Here is a 17,545-nt window from a genome sequence, read left to right as displayed (position 1 = left end):
GATATGGAAATCACCATCGAAACGACGATCAATGCCCCCATCGAATCGGTTTGGACCGCTTGGACCACCCCAGAGACTATCGTTCAGTGGAATGCGGCGTCAGAGGATTGGCACACCACCACATCTCGCGTCGACTTGTGCGTAGGCGGAGAATTCAGCAGTCGGATGGAAGCCAAGGATGGTTCGATGGGGTTTGATTTCGCAGGCATATATACGCGTATTGAGAAACCAAATCTGCTGGAGGCGGAGTTTGGTGGGCGGATGCTTCGTGTTGAATTCTCAGAAGAATATGGGAAAACAACGGTGCGCGAAACGTTTGAGCCTGAGGATATGAACTCCATCGACATGCAGCGCGCCGGGTGGCAAGCGATACTGGACAACTTCAAGCGTTTTGTCGAAGCAAAGTAGGAAAGCGCGCCCCGATCGTTGGTTCAGGACGCGCTGGGGTACATATTAAACCCCAACCTTCACAATTGCCTCCGCCAGCAGCGGCACGGTTTCTTCATTCAGCCCCGCAATGTTCATGCGCGAGTCTCCGACCATATAGATACCGTGATCCACGCGCAGGGCCTCTACCTGTTCGGGCGTGGCACCGAGGCGTGAGAACATGCCGCGGTGGTCGGCGATGAAGCCGAAGCGGTCCGATCCGGTGCGGACGCGCAGCTCTCCCGCCAACTGCTCGCGCAGTTTCAACATGCCTGACCGGACCTGTTCCAACTCGGCCATCCAGTCGGCTTTCAGGCCGTCATCTTCAAGGATCATGGTCACAAGACGCGCGCCGTGATCGGGCGGGAAGCTGAAGTTCTGGCGGTTCAGGTGGGTCAGGTTTTGCTGGGTGATGCCCGCCTGCTCGGCTGTTTCCGAGATCCCCACCAGCAGCCCGGTGCGCTCGCGATAAATGCCGAAGTTCTTCGAACAGCTTGCGGCGATCAGCGCTTCGGGCACCGATTGTGCGATCAGGCGCACGCCAGCGGCGTCTTCTTCCAGGCCGTCGCCAAAGCCCTGATAGGCGATGTCGATCAATGGCGTCGCGCCTTTATCGACGATCAGCGCGGCGACCTCTTTCCACTGGGGCGGGGTCAGGTTCGCGCCGGTCGGGTTGTGGCAGCAGCCGTGCAGAAGCACAGCATCGCCCGCTTCGATGCCCTTCAGGTCTTCCATCATTCCGTCGAAATCCACCGCGCGGCTTTCATTGTCGAAATACCGATACTCGGCCATCTTCATGCCCAGATGCTTGATGATCGAGGGGTGGTTCGGCCACGTCGGCGCCGACAGCCAGATCGTGGCATCAGGTGACGCCATCTTGATCAGTTCGACAGCTTGGTGAATGGCGCCCGTACCGCCGGGTTGGGCGGCCATGGACAGACGGTCGGTCGCTACACTATCGCCCAAGACCAAGCCAGACAGAGCGCGACCATAGGCAGGATCGCCTGCCAGTCCGGTGTAGGATTTCGTGCTTTCAAGTTCCCACAAGACTTTCTCAGCCGCTTTGACAGCGCGCATGACCGGGGTCACACCTTGCGCGTTCTTGTAGACACCGACGCCAAGGTCGATCTTGCCTTCACGCGGGTCTTCGCGGTATTGGCTCATCAGCGCAATGATCTTGTCTTTGGGCTGAGGGTTCAGATTGTTGAACATCGTCTATTCTCCGGTCTCGACTTTCAGGTCGTTATACATGCCCCACTCGGCCCAACTGCCATCATAGACAGCGTGGCGGTCATGGCCCATCCGTTCCAGCGCCAGCGCAAGGATGGCTGCGGTCACGCCCGACCCGCAGGTCAGGATCGCGGGTTTTTCAAGATTGGCACCCGCCGCGTCGAAGGTCACGCGCATCTCGTCAGGTGATTTCATTGTGCCGTCATTGTTGAGCAGCGTGCCAAAGGGGACGTTCTTTGAGTTCGGGATATGGCCCGAGCGCAAGCCTTCGCGCGGTTCAGGAACTTCGCCGCGGAACCGCTCGGCCGAGCGCGCGTCGAAGATCTGATAATCGCCGAGTTTCGACGCCGCAGCCACCTGCGTGACGTCCTTGACCATGTGCGCTTGCCGCACGACCGACATGTGGCGATCGCGGACGACGGGGGGCAGGTCTTCGATCGGATGACCTTCGACCTGCCATTTCGGGAAACCGCCATCCAGAACGGCAATATCCTTGTGACCCATCAGGCGGAACATCCACCAGACACGCGCGGCGGAAAAAAGGCCCATACCATCATAGACGACAATCTGGTGGCCATCGCCGATGCCCATGGCGCGCACGCGGGACATGAACTTTTCAACCGGTGGCATCATGTGCGGAAGGTCTGATCGCAGGTCTGCAATTTCGTCTATGTCGAAATAGCGTGCGCCGGGAATATGGGCGGCGTCATATTCGGCACGCGCGTCGCGGTCCATGTCCGGCATATACCAGCTGGCGTCGATGACGCGCAGGTCCGGGTCTTTCAAATGTTTGGCAAGCCAGTCGGTTGAAACCAGCGTTCTCGGGTCGCTATGCGGCATGACTTTCCCTCCGGTCAGTTTGCATAACTGCCTAGAGCGCAAGCCGCGGATAAGCAAGACTGAGCGCGCAAACATGAAAAGCGCAAATGAAAAAAGGGAAGGCCAAAGCCTTCCCTTGTCACTCGTTATAAAAAGGTCTTGTTGCCTAATCTCTCGTTCTAGACAGGCCAGTGGGCAAATTTGCCGTCGGGGGTGCATTGGATGGCCCCAGTCCGGCAGCGCCTCTGGTCAAGTTCACTAGACACGATGCCGGGGGAATGATGAATGGGGAATCGCTTCCTGCGGCTCCCCCTTACCGTCTGGTATTGTTGGGTAATTCAGACTATCGCCTAGGTAGATGCGACACGGCGCAGCGCGATATCCAAGGCCTCGCGAAACCGCGCTCGATCAGATTTCGAAAAGGCTTTCCCGCCACCTTGTCGAAACGGATCGGCGGCGCGCAAGTCTGTCATCAAGTCACGCATCGCAAGCTGTTCACGGACATTGCTTTCGGTGAAACGTTCGCCAGAATGACGCAACACCTGTGCGCCGGCGTCGACGCATTTGGCCGCAAGCGGAATGTCCCCAGTGACCACAACATCCGACGGCCCCGCGCGATCAGCGATCCACATATCGGCCACGTCGGGACCATCGGGAACATAGATCATTTCGACCAGCGGGTTTTGCGACGGGCGCAAACCACCATTGGACACGAACAGGATTTTGGTCTGGTGGCGGGTTGCGACGGCTTCAGCTTCGGCCTTAACCGGGCAGGCATCGGCATCGACATAGACCACCATGCCAGGTCAAGCCCAGAGTGCTTCGGCGTGGAAACCGATATGCTCTTCCATGAATGAAGACACGAAGAAATAGCTGTGATCATAACCCGGCTGCATTCGAAACACAGCCTGTTGGCGGCGTGCGGCGATGGCTTGGGCCAGAGTTTCGGGGCGCAAAAGGTCGATGAACTGATCCTTCGTACCTGTGTCGATCAACATCGGACCGTCAAACCCACGCTGGGCCATCAGGTGACTTGCGTCATGGGCGAGCCAGTCGACATCGTCTTCGTCGCCCAAGTAGGCCTCAAGCTGCTTTCGACCCCAGTCGGATGCGGTTGGATTGCAGATCGGAGAGAAGGCCGAGACGGATCGAAACTGCTCAGGCAATGTCATCGCGATGGTCAGCGCACCATGCCCGCCCATTGAATGCCCGGTAATCCCCTGGCGTTCCGGGTCCAACGCGAAGTGGTCGAATACCAGACCGGGCAGATCTTCGGTGATATAATCCCACATTTGGAAATTCGCGGCCCACGGATCTTGGGTGGCATTAACGTAAAAGCCTGCGCCTTTTCCCAGATCATAGGCTTCGTCATCCGCCACATGGTCTCCGCGCGGGCTGGTGTCGGGGAAGATAAGGGCGATGCCATGTTCGGCCGCCCAGCATTGAGCGCCTGCTTTGGTCATGGCGTTTTCGTGCGTACAGGTTAGACCGGACAAATACCAAAGGACGGGCACCGGGCCATCCTGCGCCTCAACGGGAGCGAATAGGCCAAAGGTCATATCAGTGCCGGTGGCCTTCGAGGCATGTTCATAGACGCCTTGTGTGCCTCCGAAACAGGCGTTCTCTGATAGCGTTTTCATCTGCGGTTCCTCCCAATTCAATCACTAGAGCTAACTAGACACGCGGCGCCAGTGCAATGGGGAATACGCGAATGAAAAAGCAGATCATCGCCACCGACCAGAATACGCCCCCAAGGTGGTAGAAATGAGTGGGGTCGCCGGTCCAATCGGCGGTAACGCGCAGGACCGCGCCAATATGCACAAAGTTCAGATACACACGGTCAAAACGGGAGCCTTCAATAGGGCGGCCTGAATGGCCCAGTAAGGCGCGTAGCATTACGATCATCGTAATCGAACCGATGGCTCCAGCCCCAAGTGCGTGATGAACCTGCCCGATGTTGGCCAGAGTCGTCAGCGAGGTCAGCGCCAACAACACCATTGAAAACGGGAGCCAAGCGTAGCCAGCGTGTTGTGCGAACAAAAGCGGCTCTTGTGTGACGGAAAAGCCCCGCCAGCGAGACAGGCGAAGGGCAAGGGCGATAGCGGCCAGTGTGGCCAGCACGCCGGTCATCACACCTGTGTCGAACACGATCCAGCTTGCTGCTGTTGCCGCGCTCAGACCAATGGCGGCTTGATCGACGGTGCCGAACGCGGCGGGCAACTTCGTTTCGCCACGTTTTTTGAGCCAGTTCCGGCTGAAAGCGGGGGTCACGCGTCCGCCGATGTGAACCATCAGAATAAAGGTCAAGGCAAAGCCCATGGTCAGGCCCAGATGGGCATCCGACATCAGGAACACCGCTTGCGCCAATCCCAGAGCAAGTACAACGCCTGCGACGACATAGTTGCGCCGATTGCGCGCGGCAATCAGATCACGCAGCACCAGCAGGGCAATGATCGGCAGAAACGCCAAGGCCACAGTGTGTGACAGCGCACCTTCGGGGGTGGCAAACATGGCAATACGCGCGGTCATCCATAGAGCAAACAGCCCGGACACCATCTTTGGTCCCAAAGCCGGGCGGCCCGTCCAGTTTGGGATCGCCGTGAACAGAAAACCTGCAAGTGCAGCGGGCACATAGCCCCACAGCATCTCGTGCTGGTGCCACAGCAGGGGGTCGTTCATGCGTTCGACCAGCCCGGCGTGATAGATCAGCCAAATGGGGATGGCAGTTCCGGCGAACAGGGCTGCGAAGGGAAAGAAAAGTCGGTAAGCACCAGCAAGTAGGATCATGGGGACAACCAGGCAAGAATGGCGGAAACGGTTAGTATCGATGCGCTTGTCGATATCAGGATTGCCGCCGATACGCGCTGCGGCGCAACGCCGTAGTGCTGAGCCAGGATATAGACGTTGCCAGCAACCGGAAGCCCGGCAGCGGCGATCATCACACTGGCTGAGAATGTATCCACTGGAAAGACAAGAAACGCAAGAATGCCAACGGCCAGCGGGTGCAGGATCAGCTTTGCGAATGACAGCCATGCTGCGACGCTGATCCGCTCGGCAGATTTGGCGGCAAGCGAAGCTCCGATGGCAAACAAGGCACCGGGTGTCGACGCGCCAGCCAGCAGGTCCAGAAACCGACTGAATGGTTCGGGTAAGGTCCAACCAGATGCGGCCCATGCAAAACCAAGGGCCATCGAAACAATCATTGGGTTGGTGATCAACCCTTTGCCCACCGTTCCCAATACCGCTGGGCTGATCCGACCATCGCGTGATCCGGTGATCAATATGACGATAAGGCTGCCGAATAGGAACAGATCAACAGCCAAGACCAACATCACTGGCCCCACGGCCTCTTGACCCATGAGAAGCGCCAGCATTGGCACCCCGAGAAACCCTGTATTACCGATGACGGCGCATTGTGCTTCGACGGCAGCTTCTTCCAGTCCGCGTTTGCGAAACAAAGCAACGGCGGTCGCAAGCAGATAGACCGCCCCGCCACCAATCGCGTATGCCCAGATGAACGGCCAACTGACGACCTCGGACAAACCAAGGTTGGCCGAGAACCGGAATAGCATGGCAGACAGCGCGAAGTAGAACACAAACCGCGTCAAATAGGCCGTAGCCTCGGGCGGGAAGAAGCCGCGAACAGCAGCACCATAACCCAGCCCGATAACAGCGAAGAACGGAAGTGTTTGTAACAAAACGTCGATCATCGCCAAGCCCTAGCATGAGGATTGCGCATTGACGAGATGGCAGTGTGCTGTTCTACGGCAATGTTTTGACCCCATCAGCAGACGTCAACCGCCGCCAATAAGTGCCCCCGCTGCGAAAACCAGTGCACCACCGACAACCACCTGCAAAGTGGCCCGCATGAAAGGTGTTTGCATAAAACGGTTCTGAATCCAGACAATGGCCCAGAGTTCGACGAACACAACAATAAGGGCGATGGTCGTCGCGGTCCAGAAATCGGTAATCAAATAGGGCAGGGCGTGCCCGAGCCCGCCCAATGTGGTCATGATGCCCGAGGCAAAGCCGCGCTTTACTGGGCTGCCACGCCCCGACAGCTCGCCATCATCCGATGCAGCTTCAGTAAACCCCATCGAGATACCCGCCCCGACACTGGCGGCGAGCCCCACTAGAAAAGTCGTGTGGGTGTCGTGCGTGGCAAAAGCGGTGGCAAAGATCGGCGCAAGGGTCGAAACCGACCCATCCATCAGGCCCGCAAGACCCGGTTGAACCCATGTCAGAATGAACTGGCGATGGGCGTCTGCATCCTCTTCTGACCGGGCATCGCCGCTAAGGTGATCGGCTTCTAACTGACCTGCGACATTGCCGTGATCGGCTTCCGCGGCAGCCAGATCGCCCAACAGCTTTCGCACATTCGCGTCCGATGTACGATCAGCTGCTTTGCGATAGAATTGTTCGGCCTGACGCTCCATTTCGCGCGCCTCACCCCGGATGGTTTCTAGTCCAAGGTTTTCAACCAGCCAAACGGGGCGCCGGGCGTAGAAACCCGCGACATGTTCGCGGCGGATCAATGGGATCATATCCCCAAACCGCGCCTTGTGCGCGTCGATCAGCAACCGCCGATGCTCGTCCTCTTCTTCCGCCATGCCGTCGAACACTTTGGCCGAGGCTGGAAAGCCCGTTCGCAGAAGCTCGGCATACTGACGGTAAATACGCGCATCGTCTTCCTCGTTCGAAATGGCGAGGGCAAGAATTTCCTGTTCGGACAGATCAGAAAAACGACGACGGTTAAGGGTGCCAGACAGCATGGAAAGCTCCTGTTTTAGAATGGTTCTAACTTATGGATATTCCGTAGCAACGCAAGCCTGCAAATTGACGCGGGACAGGTGGTGTGTTGCCACCTGCCTCGTCATCTTCTTCAACTTTGAAACCAGAGTCAGTAAAGGACTACGCCACGGATGCTTTCGCCCGAATGCATCAGATCAAACCCTTTATTGATGTCTTCCAGTCCCATTGTGTGGGTGATCATCGGGTCGATCTCGATCTTGCCGTCCATGTACCAATCGACGATCTGCGGCACGTCTGTGCGACCGCGCGCGCCGCCAAATGCCGTGCCGCGCCAGACGCGACCAGTGACCAGCTGGAACGGGCGGGTGGAAATTTCGGCCCCGGCAGGGGCCACGCCGATGATGACGCTTTCACCCCAACCCTTATGCGCACTTTCCAACGCCGTGCGCATAACGCCCACATTGCCGGTGGCATCGAAGGTATAGTCTGCACCGCCGCCTGTCAGTTCGACCAGATGGGCGACCAGATCGCCTTCGACTTTTGAGGGGTTCACGAAATGGGTCATGCCGAACCGGGTCGCCATGTCGACTTTGGAATCGTTCAGGTCTACACCGACGATCTGATCCGCACCCGCAAGGCGCAAGCCCTGCAAAACGTTCAGACCGATGCCGCCCAAACCAAAGACGATTGCGGTTGAACCGATTTCGACTTTGGCGGTATTGATCACAGCCCCAATGCCCGTCGTCACACCGCAACCGATATAGCAAATCTTGTCGAAGGGCGCGTCCTTGCGCACTTTCGCCAGTGCGATTTCGGGCAGGACGGTGTGATTGGCAAAGGTCGAACAGCCCATGTAGTGCAGGATCGGCGTGCCATCCAGCATCGAGAACCGGCTGGTGCCGTCGGGCATCAGGCCTTGGCCTTGAGTTATGCGGATCGACTGACAAAGGTTCGTCTTTGGATTCAGACAGTATTCGCATTCGCGGCATTCGGGGGTGTAGAGCGGGATCACGTGATCGCCAACCTCAAGCGAGGTGACGCCCGGCCCAACTTCGACCACGACGCCGGCCCCTTCGTGACCAAGGATTGCGGGGAAAAGCCCTTCGGGGTCAGCACCTGACAGGGTAAACAGATCGGTATGGCATAGCCCGGTGGCTTTGACTTCGACCAGAACCTCGCCCGTTTTAGGGCCTTCAAGGTTCACCTCCATGATCTCAAGGGGTTTACCGGCTTCGACGGCAACAGCGGCACGGGTGCGCATGGTGTCTCTCCTATTTGTCTCTTGAACAAGGTTGCGGTAAAGGCGCGAATATATCAACCTCGGAGCGACCTCCCCTTGCCATGTCGCGACATTGCAGCACAAATAGGAGCATGAGACTTATCATGATCCTGACCGCCACTATGGCCCTAACCGGATGTCTGACGACTGTACCACTTGCGCCAGAACCGGACACCTTTATTCCCAATTGTGGACAGGACCGTTTCCGTGGGCTGGTCGGTCAGGACGCGGGAACCCTGCGCGAGATTGACCTGCCAAGCGCGACCCGTGTGGTGAAACCCGGCATGGCCCTAACCCAGGATTACCGACCGGACAGACTGAACATCTCGATTGACGGAGATGGGATAATCGATCGCGTCTGGTGCTCATGACCTCTGACGTGCCGACTAGCCGAGAGTTTAAGGGCTAGTTCTTTGCACGGTAGTCGCGATGGCAAGCCTTACAGGTGCCGCCGATCTGGCCCAATGCAGCCCCCAGTGCAGACTCGTTGCTGATTGTCCCCACAGATTTTGCAGCAATCACCATATCGTTGGATTTCTGCACGAAATCGTCAAAACTCTCCCAGATTGCAGGCAGAGCTTCTGAAGCCGGATCCATTTCGTTGGCTTCGAATTTCTGGGGAACCTGTTCGGCGCTTTCTGCGATTATGGCCGCGGCGGCAGTGGCTTTATCCGCATCAAACGGGACTTTACCCTTTGCCATGTCCCCCAGTGTTTTCATCCCGTCTCTGATGGCTTCCATCGTTTTCATGCGTTCCATCACGACCGGGTTCTTTACTTCAGAATGGGCAAATAGAGGGGCCGTTAGTGGAACGCTGATGGTCAGGGCGAGCAAAGCGGGTCTGAGAAACGTCATGGGTGATCCTTTTAGTGTGTCGTGTTTCGGCAATCTTACGCACGGAAAGGAAAAAGGAAAATGACAGGGCTGTGATCACTACCGCCCGGATCAGGCATCTGGTTACAGCGCGTGGATACCGCCTAGAACCATGTCAGTGACAAGGTCAGCGTATTCGTCGCGATCCAGTCCCTTACCGGGCCGGTTCCACATGTAATACCAGTTCAGAATACCAAAAACTGACATCGTCACGGCGCGCAAATTGCGGTTGCCGGTGAATGCCTCGGGCGCTTCGTTTTGTAGGGCAGTACCCATCATGTCGATCAAACGGCGCTGAAGGTCAATTAGCGGAGCCTGCTGTTCCGGTTCCAGCACGGAAAGACTGTCCAGTTGAAGTTTGTGTTCTGCGTCGGCACCGCGATAGGCCTGAAGGATGGCCCGCACCAAACCGCGCAACCCGTCGGTCTGGGGCGCGGCTTCAACTCTGGCGACGAGACCCGAAAGATGGGTGTCCAAAATATCGAAAAGCAGCGACTCTTTGCTGTCATAGTAGTGATAAATCAGAGCCTTCGACACACCGCAATGCTTGGCCGCTGCTGTCATCGAAGCCCGGTCAAATCCATGTCTGGCGAAATATGTAGCCGCCCCCTTGCGGATGGCGGCACGTTTTTCTTCATGGTCGCGGGCGATCCCTCGTGGCATCGGTCACTCCTTCGGTCGGCTGTCGACGACCCTTACAGCCTTCCCTTCGCTGCGCGCAACCTTTCCACCGTCTGCGACATGCACCTTGGCGCTGACACCCACGTTGGATTTTATCTTGGCTGATAAGGCGCGGGCGGCGGCTTCAGCGCCCTCTTGCGGCGCACCCTCGGCCATTTCCACGTGCACATGCATTTCGTCCATGCGGCCGGGGCGGATCAGTTCGATCTGGAAGTGCGGGCTCAGGGCAGGAACGTCCATCAGTTGCTCCTCGATCTGTGTCGGGAAGACATTGACGCCGCGCAGAATGATCATGTCATCGGACCGCCCGGTAATCTTTTCCATCCGTCGCATTGACCGGGCCGTGCCCGGCAGAAGGCGGGTCAAATCACGGGTGCGATATCTGATGATCGGGAAGCCTTCTTTGGTCAGAGAGGTAAAAACCAACTCGCCCAGTTCGCCATCCTCGACCACTTCGCCGGTGTCTGGGTTGATGATTTCGGGATAGAAATGATCCTCCCAAATGTGTAGACCGTCCTTGGTCTCAACGCATTCATTGGCGACACCCGGCCCGATTACTTCGGATAGCCCATAAATGTCGACCGCATGCATGTCGAACGCATCTTCGATTTCGCGGCGCATGTTGTTGGTCCAAGGTTCGGCTCCGAAAATGCCGACCTTGAGCGGGCTTTTGCGCGGGTCCAGCCCTTGCTTGGCATACTCATCAAGAATGGACAGTGCATAGGATGGCGTCACAGTGATGCCGTCGGCGCGAAAATCCTCGATCAGGCGCACCTGTCGCTGGGTCATACCTCCTGACACCGGTACCACTGTCAGGCCCAACTCCTCGGCCCCACCATGAACGCCTAAACCGCCGGTGAACAGCCCATAGCCATAGGCATTGTGCAGCACGTCGCCGCGCCGCAGACCCGAGGCGCGCATACACCGCGCCACAACAGTCGCCCACATTTTCAGATCATTCTTGGTGTAACCAACTACGGTCGGCTGACCCGTGGTGCCCGAGCTTGCATGAACGCGCGCGATTTCACCACGCGGCACGGCAAACAAGCCAAATGGATAGTTGTCACGCAGGTCTTGCTTCACGGTGAATGGGAATTTTGCCAGATCGGACAGGCTGTGCAGGTCATCCGGATGAACACCCGCATCATCAAAACTTTTGCGATAGAACGGCACGTTGTCGTAGGCATGTTTCAACGACCATTTCATGCGCTCAAGTTGGGTTGCGGCAATCTCGTCGCGGGATGCGATTTCGATCGGATCCAGATCTTCCTTGCGGGGCGTCAGGTCTTTCATGTCTCTCCTCCGGCGGGACCGAGTCCCACCCCATGTCATTCGTTCTCGTCGAAATGTGCGCCGGAAATCTGGCGCGAGTGACCGCGGAACAGGGCGACGTTGCGCCCGTCTTCTCCCGCTACAGTCACGTCATAGATGCCGGACCGGCCGGCGCGGCTTGTTTCGTTGGCAGTTGCCACAAGGCGTTCACCCAGCTTTCCTGGCGCCAGATAGGTGATCGAGTTGTGTTGTGCGACCACGCGGTGATTGTAGCTGTTGCAGGCAAAGGCAAAGGCGCTGTCTGCCAGCGCGAAAATAAACCCGCCATGGCAAATTCCATGCCCGTTCGACATGTCGCCGCGCACTGTCATCGAAAGAACAGCATGACCGGGGCCAATCTGATCTAATGACATTCCCAACCCTTGCGAGGCGGGATCGTCGTCCCACATCACCTTGGCGGCGCGTTCTGCACGGTCTTGTGGCGTCATATTTCCCCCGAGCTCGTTTACTTGAGGATGCACAAAGCTGACCGTTCGGTCAATAGTGTTGTGTTTAACCACTCACATGAATGTGCGCGGCGAAGCATTTCGACAAAAGCAAGGGGGGCTAACAGTAGACCCGGTGCCGCAAACTGGGTGGGGGCTGTTACCACGGCACCGGGCTGAGCTTACGCTCTCTCTACAAGGTTACGTATTGCGCGTTAACGCGGCGTCAAAAAGGAGGTGTTGTGGTATCTTCCGCACGAAAACGCGACCAAATCTGGGCAGGGATTGATTTGTTTATCATTGAACGGCAAGCTGAACATATGAACATGCAAAACCTGACGCCCTTTCCCGGGCAAGGCCAGCCAGCCGACCAAGTTGTCTTTCATCGTAGGGAACTTGGCACCATCATGGGCCTGTATGGGCGCATGGTCGCTGCCGGAGAATGGCGCGACTATGGGATGAGCTTTCTGCGAGAGGTCGCGGTTTTCTCGGTCTTTCGTCGTACGGCGGAAACCCCCCTTTACCGGATCGAAAAACGCCCCAAGCTGCGCAATAAGCAAGGGCAATATGCGGTGATCGGTATGGATGGGCGTATTCTGAAACGTGGCAGCGATCTTCAAGCCGTGCTTAGGGTGTTGGAACGCAAACTGATCCGCGCGGTCGACTAAAGATGTCAGAGCCGCCGGCGTGCCGTGATCGGCCCGTCGCCTTGAGCTTTGATCCGTGCGATGCCAGCGTCAATCTCTTCATACGCAATGGCCATGTGATAAGCGTTGGCATGGATCATCCGCGTTTGATCGACGACCAGTGCAACATGACCCTTCCAGAATAGAAGGTCGCCGCGTTCAAGCGTTGCACCATCTGCAATCGCGGTGCCCAGCATTTCCTGCATGTCGCTGTCGCCCGGGCAGTCATGGCCTGCTGCCAGAAGGGCCGCCTGCACCAGACCCGAACAATCTATGCCTGCGCGCGAGTTGCCACCCCACAAGTAGGGTGTCCCTAAAAACAACTCCGCACTGGCAACAACATCGTCTCGCACCGCTCCTACCGGGCTGAGATGCGCCGTCGGCACGAAATGTCCGGTGTCGGTTTCCAAGAACCGGTTGACCGCACCCATGATTGTCACACGCGCGCCGAAGGACAACGTATCAACTTCGTGATGTTTCATATCGGGGGCAGGATACAGGTGAGAGCCAAGACTGCTGACCCAATGCGTGGCCTCGGCGTCGTCTGTAAGGCATGCTGCGGCGATGTATCCGACATAACCGTCTTTCTCGGCTCGTACGAAGGCGAACCCGTCATGGATTTCCAGTTCCAGCACGCGTTCGCCCCATAGAGCCTGACGGTTTCGCGGCCCGCCGGGTGCTTTCAGGATATCGACCACACCGACCGAAATTCGTCGCCAAGTGCCTTTGGTATACACGGGTGCATCAACCTGACCGCGCAGGCTCTCATGCGCGACGCGGGTGTTGGCGGGGGTCACGCGGGGGTCCATTACAGATCCAACATGTCAGGAAGCGCCGCCAACAGCGCCCGCGCACCCATGCCGACCCCGCCCTTGGGGCGGGCTGGGGCAGCGGTGGGATTCCAGCCATAAATGTCGAAATGCATGTAGCGCGGAGTGTCGGTGACAAATCGGTTCAGAAACAATGCCGCGGTGATCGAGCCTGCAAAGCCGCCCTTGGGCGCGTTGTCCAGGTCGGCGATACCGGGTTCGATCATGGTTTCATATGGCTTCCACAATGGAAGCTCCCAGACTGGATCAGCTGCGGCAGCGGCCCCTTTGCGCAGCGCATCGGCATCCGCAGGTCGGGTCGCATAAAAGGGCGACAGGTCGGGGCCGACCGCGACTCGTGCGGCCCCGGTTAAGGTCGCCATCGATATGATCAGGTCAGGCGTTTCTTCATCCGCCAAGGCCAACGCATCGGCCAAAACCAGTCGCCCTTCGGCGTCGGTGTTATTCACCTCGACCGTCAACCCTTTGCGCGATGTCAGGATGTCACTAGGACGAAACGCATTGCCTGCGACCGCGTTTTCCACTGCGGGAATTAGTACTCGAAGTTGGAGCTTCAGACCCAGTGACATGATCATCTGTGCCAGACCCAATACAGTCGCCGCCCCGCCCATATCCTTTTTCATCAGACCCATGGACGAACCGGGTTTCAGGTTCAGGCCACCCGTATCGAAGCAGACGCCTTTACCAACAAGCGTTAGCTTCGGGCCCGCATTCCCCCAGCGCAAGTCGATCAGCCGGGGTGCGCGGTCTGCTGCACGGCCCACGGCATGGATCATCGGAAAGTTGTCTTTCAACAGCGCATCGCCCGTGGTTGCAGAAATCTTGGCGCCGTGATCCTTGGCAAGCTTAGCGATGGCCTGTTCCAGTTGATCCGGCCCCATATCCTCGGTCGGGGTGTTGATCAGGTCGCGCGTCAGCGCTTCGCCTGCCGCGATTACCTCTAACCGATTTGCATCGATCCCATCTGGTGCGACGATCATCGCCTCGGGCCGTTTCTGGCTGGCATAGCGGTCGAACCGATAACCTTCCAGAAGCCAGCCAAGCATAGCCTCTTCCAAGGCGGTCGTCTCCAGCGCGTGTTGCAGACGATAGGTGCCCTTGGGCAGCTTGGCGCGTGCCGCCGCCATGCCAAAGCGGTTGCGGCCGCGAGTGGCTTCATCTCCGTTGCCGACCAGGGCCAGTGCTGGTACGCCGTTCTCGTCTGGGACGACAAGAACTTCACCCAATGCGCCCTGAAATCCGTTCGCACGGGCCCAGGACCGTGCGGGTTCCGGCAAGGCGCTCAGAACGGTTTCATCACCTTTTTCGATCGCGATCAATGGGATGGCGTCAGGAGTTTCGGGGGCAAATGTTAGTGTCATCTTGGCCTCGGAGAAGTTGAGTTGAAGCCAACTTAACGCTCCAGCGCAGCACCGCAAGGCAAAGCCGCAACCCGGCTGCCAGCGGCCTAGATCGACATATCCTGAATATCCCACACAGCAATCAGGCTTCGTTCGCTGATCCTACCCAGCCGTGCGACCGTTGCGTTGAATGCCGGGATGTCGTTTGCCGTCGACAGATCAAGAACGTCGCGGGCTACCCGACCAAGGCTAGTCATTCCGATTCTGTTGGCAATCCCAATCAGATCGCGCACGTGATCGCGCAAATCCTCATGCCGCCCCTGACGGTGCGATTTTTGAACATCTGCCATGCCGATCGCCAATTCCTCAAGGGCCTGATTGACCTCTTTGTCGGCGCGCACTGGCCCCCATTGCACATACATGCGTTCCAATTGCGCGCGATCCAGACGCACGGATTCCCTGTGGCATAACTTAACAACGACAGTCACCTGTTCACCCCTAGTAAAAAATTCCCTCTCGTGGTGATCGTGACGTAACGGCCTCAAGAAATCGTATATCGATACTGCAAAATTTCCTCGAATTACATACGATTGCCGCTTACATACTGGTCAACTGAAACCGGAGGACACTATGGAACGCGCGCAACCACTGCCATCATACCTTGTACATCGCTATCAAGGCTGGAAAGCCACGGGTTATGCCGACAATCAATCCTGGTATCGTCAACTGGCCGAACAAGGGCAGCATCCACGCGCCATGGTGATTTCCTGCTGCGATTCCCGGGTACACGTCACCGCCATTTTCGGTGCAGATCAGGGCGAGTTTTTCATTCACCGCAATATTGCCAATCTTGTTCCACCTTATGCGCCGGATGGCGACTATCACGGTACATCGGCGGCGATCGAATATGCGGTGACCGCCCTGAAGGTCGCCCATCTGATCGTGCTAGGCCACTCCAGCTGCGGCGGTGTGAAAGGGTTTCACGAACTGTGTCATGGGCGCGCACCAGAGTTGGCCGAAAAAACGTCCTTTGTCGGGCGCTGGATTGACATTCTGAAGCCGGGGTATGAGCGTCTTGGGGGAAATGACGCCGAGATTGACAGCGCAACACTTGAAAAAGAAGCCGTGCTGATCTCGTTGGAAAACCTGCTGACTTTTCCCTTTATTCAGGACGCGGTGGCAGATGGCAAGCTGACGTTGCACGGGTTGTGGAATGACATTGGTGAAGGCGGGTTAGAATTCTATGACGCCAAGGCCAAGTCTTTCCGTCCCGTCTGACCGGTCTGCCGGGCGGATGTTTCGTGACAGTTTATCCTTGTTGGCGGGTACTACGATCGCGCTTTTTGCCCGTCTGATCACTGCCGTTCGCGGAGTGTGGCAGGGGGTCGAGCCAGCGCCGCGCCAGCGTATCTATTTTGCCAATCACAGCTCGAACGGTGACTTCGTGCTGATCTGGACGGTGTTACCGCCTGCGCTCAGGGCGCGCACCCGTCCGGTTGCGGCAGCGGATTACTGGCTGAAAGGCCGATTGAAGACGTTTATCGGGCGCGAGGTTTTTAGCGCTGTACTGATTGATCGCAATCCCGAAACACGCCGCGAAGATCCCATAGGTCAAATGGTCGCTGCGCTGGATGACGATGCAAGCCTTATCCTGTTTCCCGAAGGCACCCGAAACATGACAGACGACACGCTTTTGCCGTTCAAACCGGGGCTTTTCCATCTAGCGCAGGCGCGACCCGATGTGGAGCTTGTGCCGACATGGATTGACAACCTGACCTCGGTCATGCCGAAGGGCAAGGTGATCCCGGTGCCGCTTTTATGCTCGGTCACATTTGGGGAACCGCTCTGTGTGGTCGAGAACGAAGACAAGGCGGCTTTTCTGGCGCGCGCCGAAGCAGCCCTGATAGCTGTCGCAGAAGAGGTTGCTCGATGAATGCTCCTGCAGAGTTCACGACCCTGATCGGAGGGGTGCTGGCAATCCTGATCGTTGCCTCCGTCATTGGACAGGTGCTGAAAGCGAAAGTGGGGCCAGGCAACGACGTAATCGACAACCTTGTGGCGCGGATCAACGCATGGTGGGGCATGGTTGTCTTGCTGGCGTTGGCCATGCTGGGCGGGCAGGCTGGAGTTGTCATCCTGTTTGCGATCCTCAGCTTCGCGGGGCTACGGGAGTTTCTGACCCTGACCGCCAAGCGGCGCGCCGATCACTGGGCCTTGGTGGTCAGCTTTTTTATGATCCTGCCAGTGCAATACGTCCTGATCTGGGCAGATTGGTATGGGATGTTTTCCGTGTTCATCCCGGTCTATGCCTTCCTTTTGTTGCCGATCATTATGGCCGTTCACGGCGACACGGACGGGTTTTTGACCCGCGTCGCAGAGACGCAATGGGGGCTCATGATCTGTGTATTTGCAGCCAGCCATGTACCTGCACTGCTGTCGTTGAACTTTCCCGGATATGAAGGCAAGAACGTGCTTCTGGTCGCGTTTCTAGTCGTCGTGGTGCAATTGTCGGACGTTCTGCAATATGTCTGGGGCAAGCTGATTGGGCGCCACAAGATTGCGCCGCGGCTGTCACCGTCAAAGACATGGGAGGGGTTTCTGGGCGGTATTCTCAGCGCCTCGGCAGTGGGCGCAGGCTTGTGGTGGATGACACCGTTTTCCCCTCTTGAGGCGGCGGGTCTGTCCCTGATCATCACCCTGATGGGTTTTTTCGGCGGGCTTGTGATGTCCGCTATCAAACGCGACAAAGGGGTGAAGGATTGGGGGCATCTGATCGCAGGTCACGGTGGGTTCATTGACCGGCTGGACAGTGTGGTCTTTTCCGCACCCATTTTTTTCCACCTGACGCGCTATTTCTGGTCCGTCGTTTGAT

At 57.5% G+C, this 17,545-nt stretch carries 21 protein-coding genes; 6 read left to right on the top strand and 15 right to left on the bottom strand.

Annotated elements, in window-relative coordinates:
* Positions 1-3: 3 nt before the first annotated feature.
* Positions 4-408 carry an SRPBCC domain-containing protein gene (locus MWU51_RS11995; protein ID WP_247037456.1) on the top strand — a complete coding sequence of 135 codons (405 nt, stop codon included), beginning with the start codon at positions 4-6 and terminating at the stop codon, positions 406-408.
* A 45-nt stretch (positions 409-453) separates the two neighbouring features.
* On the opposite strand, the gene MWU51_RS11990 is transcribed toward MWU51_RS11995, so the two are convergent.
* The 8 genes from MWU51_RS11990 to MWU51_RS11955 all read right to left on the bottom strand — a co-directional run bounded on the left by MWU51_RS11990 (position 454) and on the right by MWU51_RS11955 (position 8,488).
* The gene (locus MWU51_RS11990) at positions 454-1,638 is read right to left on the bottom strand and encodes an amino acid aminotransferase (protein ID WP_247037455.1); all 1,185 of its coding nucleotides are present in this window, start codon (positions 1,636-1,638) and stop codon (positions 454-456) included.
* Positions 1,639-1,641: 3 nt separating this feature from the next.
* Positions 1,642-2,496 carry a 3-mercaptopyruvate sulfurtransferase gene (gene sseA / locus MWU51_RS11985; RefSeq protein ID WP_247037454.1) on the bottom strand — a complete coding sequence of 285 codons (855 nt, stop codon included), beginning with the start codon at positions 2,494-2,496 and terminating at the stop codon, positions 1,642-1,644.
* A gap of 329 nt (positions 2,497-2,825) precedes the next feature.
* On the bottom strand, positions 2,826-3,275 hold the full coding sequence (locus MWU51_RS11980; RefSeq protein WP_247037453.1) for a YaiI/YqxD family protein: 450 nt from the start codon (positions 3,273-3,275) through the stop codon (positions 2,826-2,828).
* Positions 3,276-3,281: 6 nt separating this feature from the next.
* Positions 3,282-4,115, bottom strand: coding sequence for an S-formylglutathione hydrolase (fghA, locus tag MWU51_RS11975; RefSeq protein WP_247037451.1), 834 nt, complete (start codon positions 4,113-4,115; stop codon positions 3,282-3,284).
* A gap of 34 nt (positions 4,116-4,149) precedes the next feature.
* Positions 4,150-5,262: an NnrS family protein gene (locus MWU51_RS11970; protein WP_247037450.1), complete on the bottom strand. Its 1,113-nt coding sequence runs from the start codon at positions 5,260-5,262 to the stop codon at positions 4,150-4,152.
* Positions 5,259-6,185, bottom strand: coding sequence for an AEC family transporter (locus MWU51_RS11965; protein ID WP_247037448.1), 927 nt, complete (start codon positions 6,183-6,185; stop codon positions 5,259-5,261). Before MWU51_RS11965 ends, MWU51_RS11970 begins: the two co-directional genes overlap by 4 nt.
* 84 nt (positions 6,186-6,269) lie before the next feature.
* Complete coding sequence (gene mbfA, locus MWU51_RS11960) at positions 6,270-7,247, bottom strand: iron exporter MbfA (RefSeq protein ID WP_247037446.1); 978 nt, start codon at positions 7,245-7,247, stop codon at positions 6,270-6,272.
* A 128-nt stretch (positions 7,248-7,375) separates the two neighbouring features.
* The gene (locus MWU51_RS11955; RefSeq protein WP_247037444.1) at positions 7,376-8,488 is read right to left on the bottom strand and encodes an S-(hydroxymethyl)glutathione dehydrogenase/class III alcohol dehydrogenase; all 1,113 of its coding nucleotides are present in this window, start codon (positions 8,486-8,488) and stop codon (positions 7,376-7,378) included.
* Between the two features lie 122 nt (positions 8,489-8,610).
* Here MWU51_RS11955 and MWU51_RS11950 point away from each other — a divergent pair, with 122 nt between their 5' ends.
* The gene (locus MWU51_RS11950; RefSeq protein WP_247037442.1) at positions 8,611-8,877 is read left to right on the top strand and encodes an I78 family peptidase inhibitor; all 267 of its coding nucleotides are present in this window, start codon (positions 8,611-8,613) and stop codon (positions 8,875-8,877) included.
* Positions 8,878-8,911: 34 nt separating this feature from the next.
* On the opposite strand, the gene MWU51_RS11945 is transcribed toward MWU51_RS11950, so the two are convergent.
* From MWU51_RS11945 to paaI, 4 genes are all read right to left on the bottom strand, one after another.
* A complete protein-coding gene (locus tag MWU51_RS11945) occupies positions 8,912-9,361 on the bottom strand; it encodes a cytochrome c (RefSeq protein ID WP_247037440.1) in 450 nt (149 codons plus the stop codon).
* A 102-nt stretch (positions 9,362-9,463) separates the two neighbouring features.
* Positions 9,464-10,042 (bottom strand): TetR/AcrR family transcriptional regulator, encoded by a 579-nt coding sequence (locus MWU51_RS11940; RefSeq protein ID WP_247037439.1) that lies wholly within the window; start codon positions 10,040-10,042, stop codon positions 9,464-9,466.
* 3 nt (positions 10,043-10,045) lie between these two features.
* A complete protein-coding gene (paaK, locus tag MWU51_RS11935; protein WP_247037438.1) occupies positions 10,046-11,353 on the bottom strand; it encodes a phenylacetate--CoA ligase PaaK in 1,308 nt (435 codons plus the stop codon).
* A 35-nt stretch (positions 11,354-11,388) separates the two neighbouring features.
* Positions 11,389-11,820 (bottom strand): hydroxyphenylacetyl-CoA thioesterase PaaI, encoded by a 432-nt coding sequence (gene paaI / locus MWU51_RS11930; RefSeq protein ID WP_247037437.1) that lies wholly within the window; start codon positions 11,818-11,820, stop codon positions 11,389-11,391.
* Between the two features lie 317 nt (positions 11,821-12,137).
* Between paaI and MWU51_RS11925 the strand changes: the two genes are divergently transcribed.
* The gene (locus tag MWU51_RS11925; RefSeq protein ID WP_247038837.1) at positions 12,138-12,485 is read left to right on the top strand and encodes a DUF2794 domain-containing protein; all 348 of its coding nucleotides are present in this window, start codon (positions 12,138-12,140) and stop codon (positions 12,483-12,485) included.
* A gap of 5 nt (positions 12,486-12,490) precedes the next feature.
* Here MWU51_RS11925 and MWU51_RS11920 read toward each other — a convergent pair whose 3' ends face one another.
* The 3 genes from MWU51_RS11920 to MWU51_RS11910 form a co-directional block, all read right to left on the bottom strand.
* Entirely contained in the window at positions 12,491-13,312 is an 822-nt protein-coding gene (locus MWU51_RS11920) for a C40 family peptidase (protein ID WP_247037436.1), read from the bottom strand.
* On the bottom strand, positions 13,312-14,694 hold the full coding sequence (locus MWU51_RS11915) for a leucyl aminopeptidase family protein (protein ID WP_247037435.1): 1,383 nt from the start codon (positions 14,692-14,694) through the stop codon (positions 13,312-13,314). The genes MWU51_RS11920 and MWU51_RS11915 overlap by 1 nt, the downstream gene beginning before the upstream one ends.
* Before the next feature lie 86 nt (positions 14,695-14,780).
* Positions 14,781-15,161 carry a hypothetical protein gene (locus MWU51_RS11910; protein WP_247037434.1) on the bottom strand — a complete coding sequence of 127 codons (381 nt, stop codon included), beginning with the start codon at positions 15,159-15,161 and terminating at the stop codon, positions 14,781-14,783.
* A 142-nt stretch (positions 15,162-15,303) separates the two neighbouring features.
* On the opposite strand from MWU51_RS11910, the gene MWU51_RS11905 reads away from it, so the two are divergent.
* Genes MWU51_RS11905 through MWU51_RS11895 form a run of 3 tightly spaced genes read left to right on the top strand, consistent with a single transcriptional unit; the run spans position 15,304 to position 17,544 of the window.
* Entirely contained in the window at positions 15,304-15,951 is a 648-nt protein-coding gene (locus MWU51_RS11905) for a carbonic anhydrase (RefSeq protein ID WP_247037433.1), read from the top strand.
* A 16-nt stretch (positions 15,952-15,967) separates the two neighbouring features.
* Complete coding sequence (locus tag MWU51_RS11900; protein ID WP_247038835.1) at positions 15,968-16,606, top strand: lysophospholipid acyltransferase family protein; 639 nt, start codon at positions 15,968-15,970, stop codon at positions 16,604-16,606.
* Positions 16,603-17,544 carry a phosphatidate cytidylyltransferase gene (locus MWU51_RS11895; protein WP_247037431.1) on the top strand — a complete coding sequence of 314 codons (942 nt, stop codon included), beginning with the start codon at positions 16,603-16,605 and terminating at the stop codon, positions 17,542-17,544. The genes MWU51_RS11900 and MWU51_RS11895 overlap by 4 nt, the downstream gene beginning before the upstream one ends.
* The last annotated feature ends 1 nt before the right edge of the window (position 17,545 follow it).

It is taken from the genome of Aliiroseovarius sp. F47248L (assembly GCF_023016085.1).
Lineage (GTDB): Bacteria > Pseudomonadota > Alphaproteobacteria > Rhodobacterales > Rhodobacteraceae > Aliiroseovarius.
Note: the sequence above shows the minus strand (reverse complement) of the source record. Positions and strands in the feature narration are given on the sequence as shown.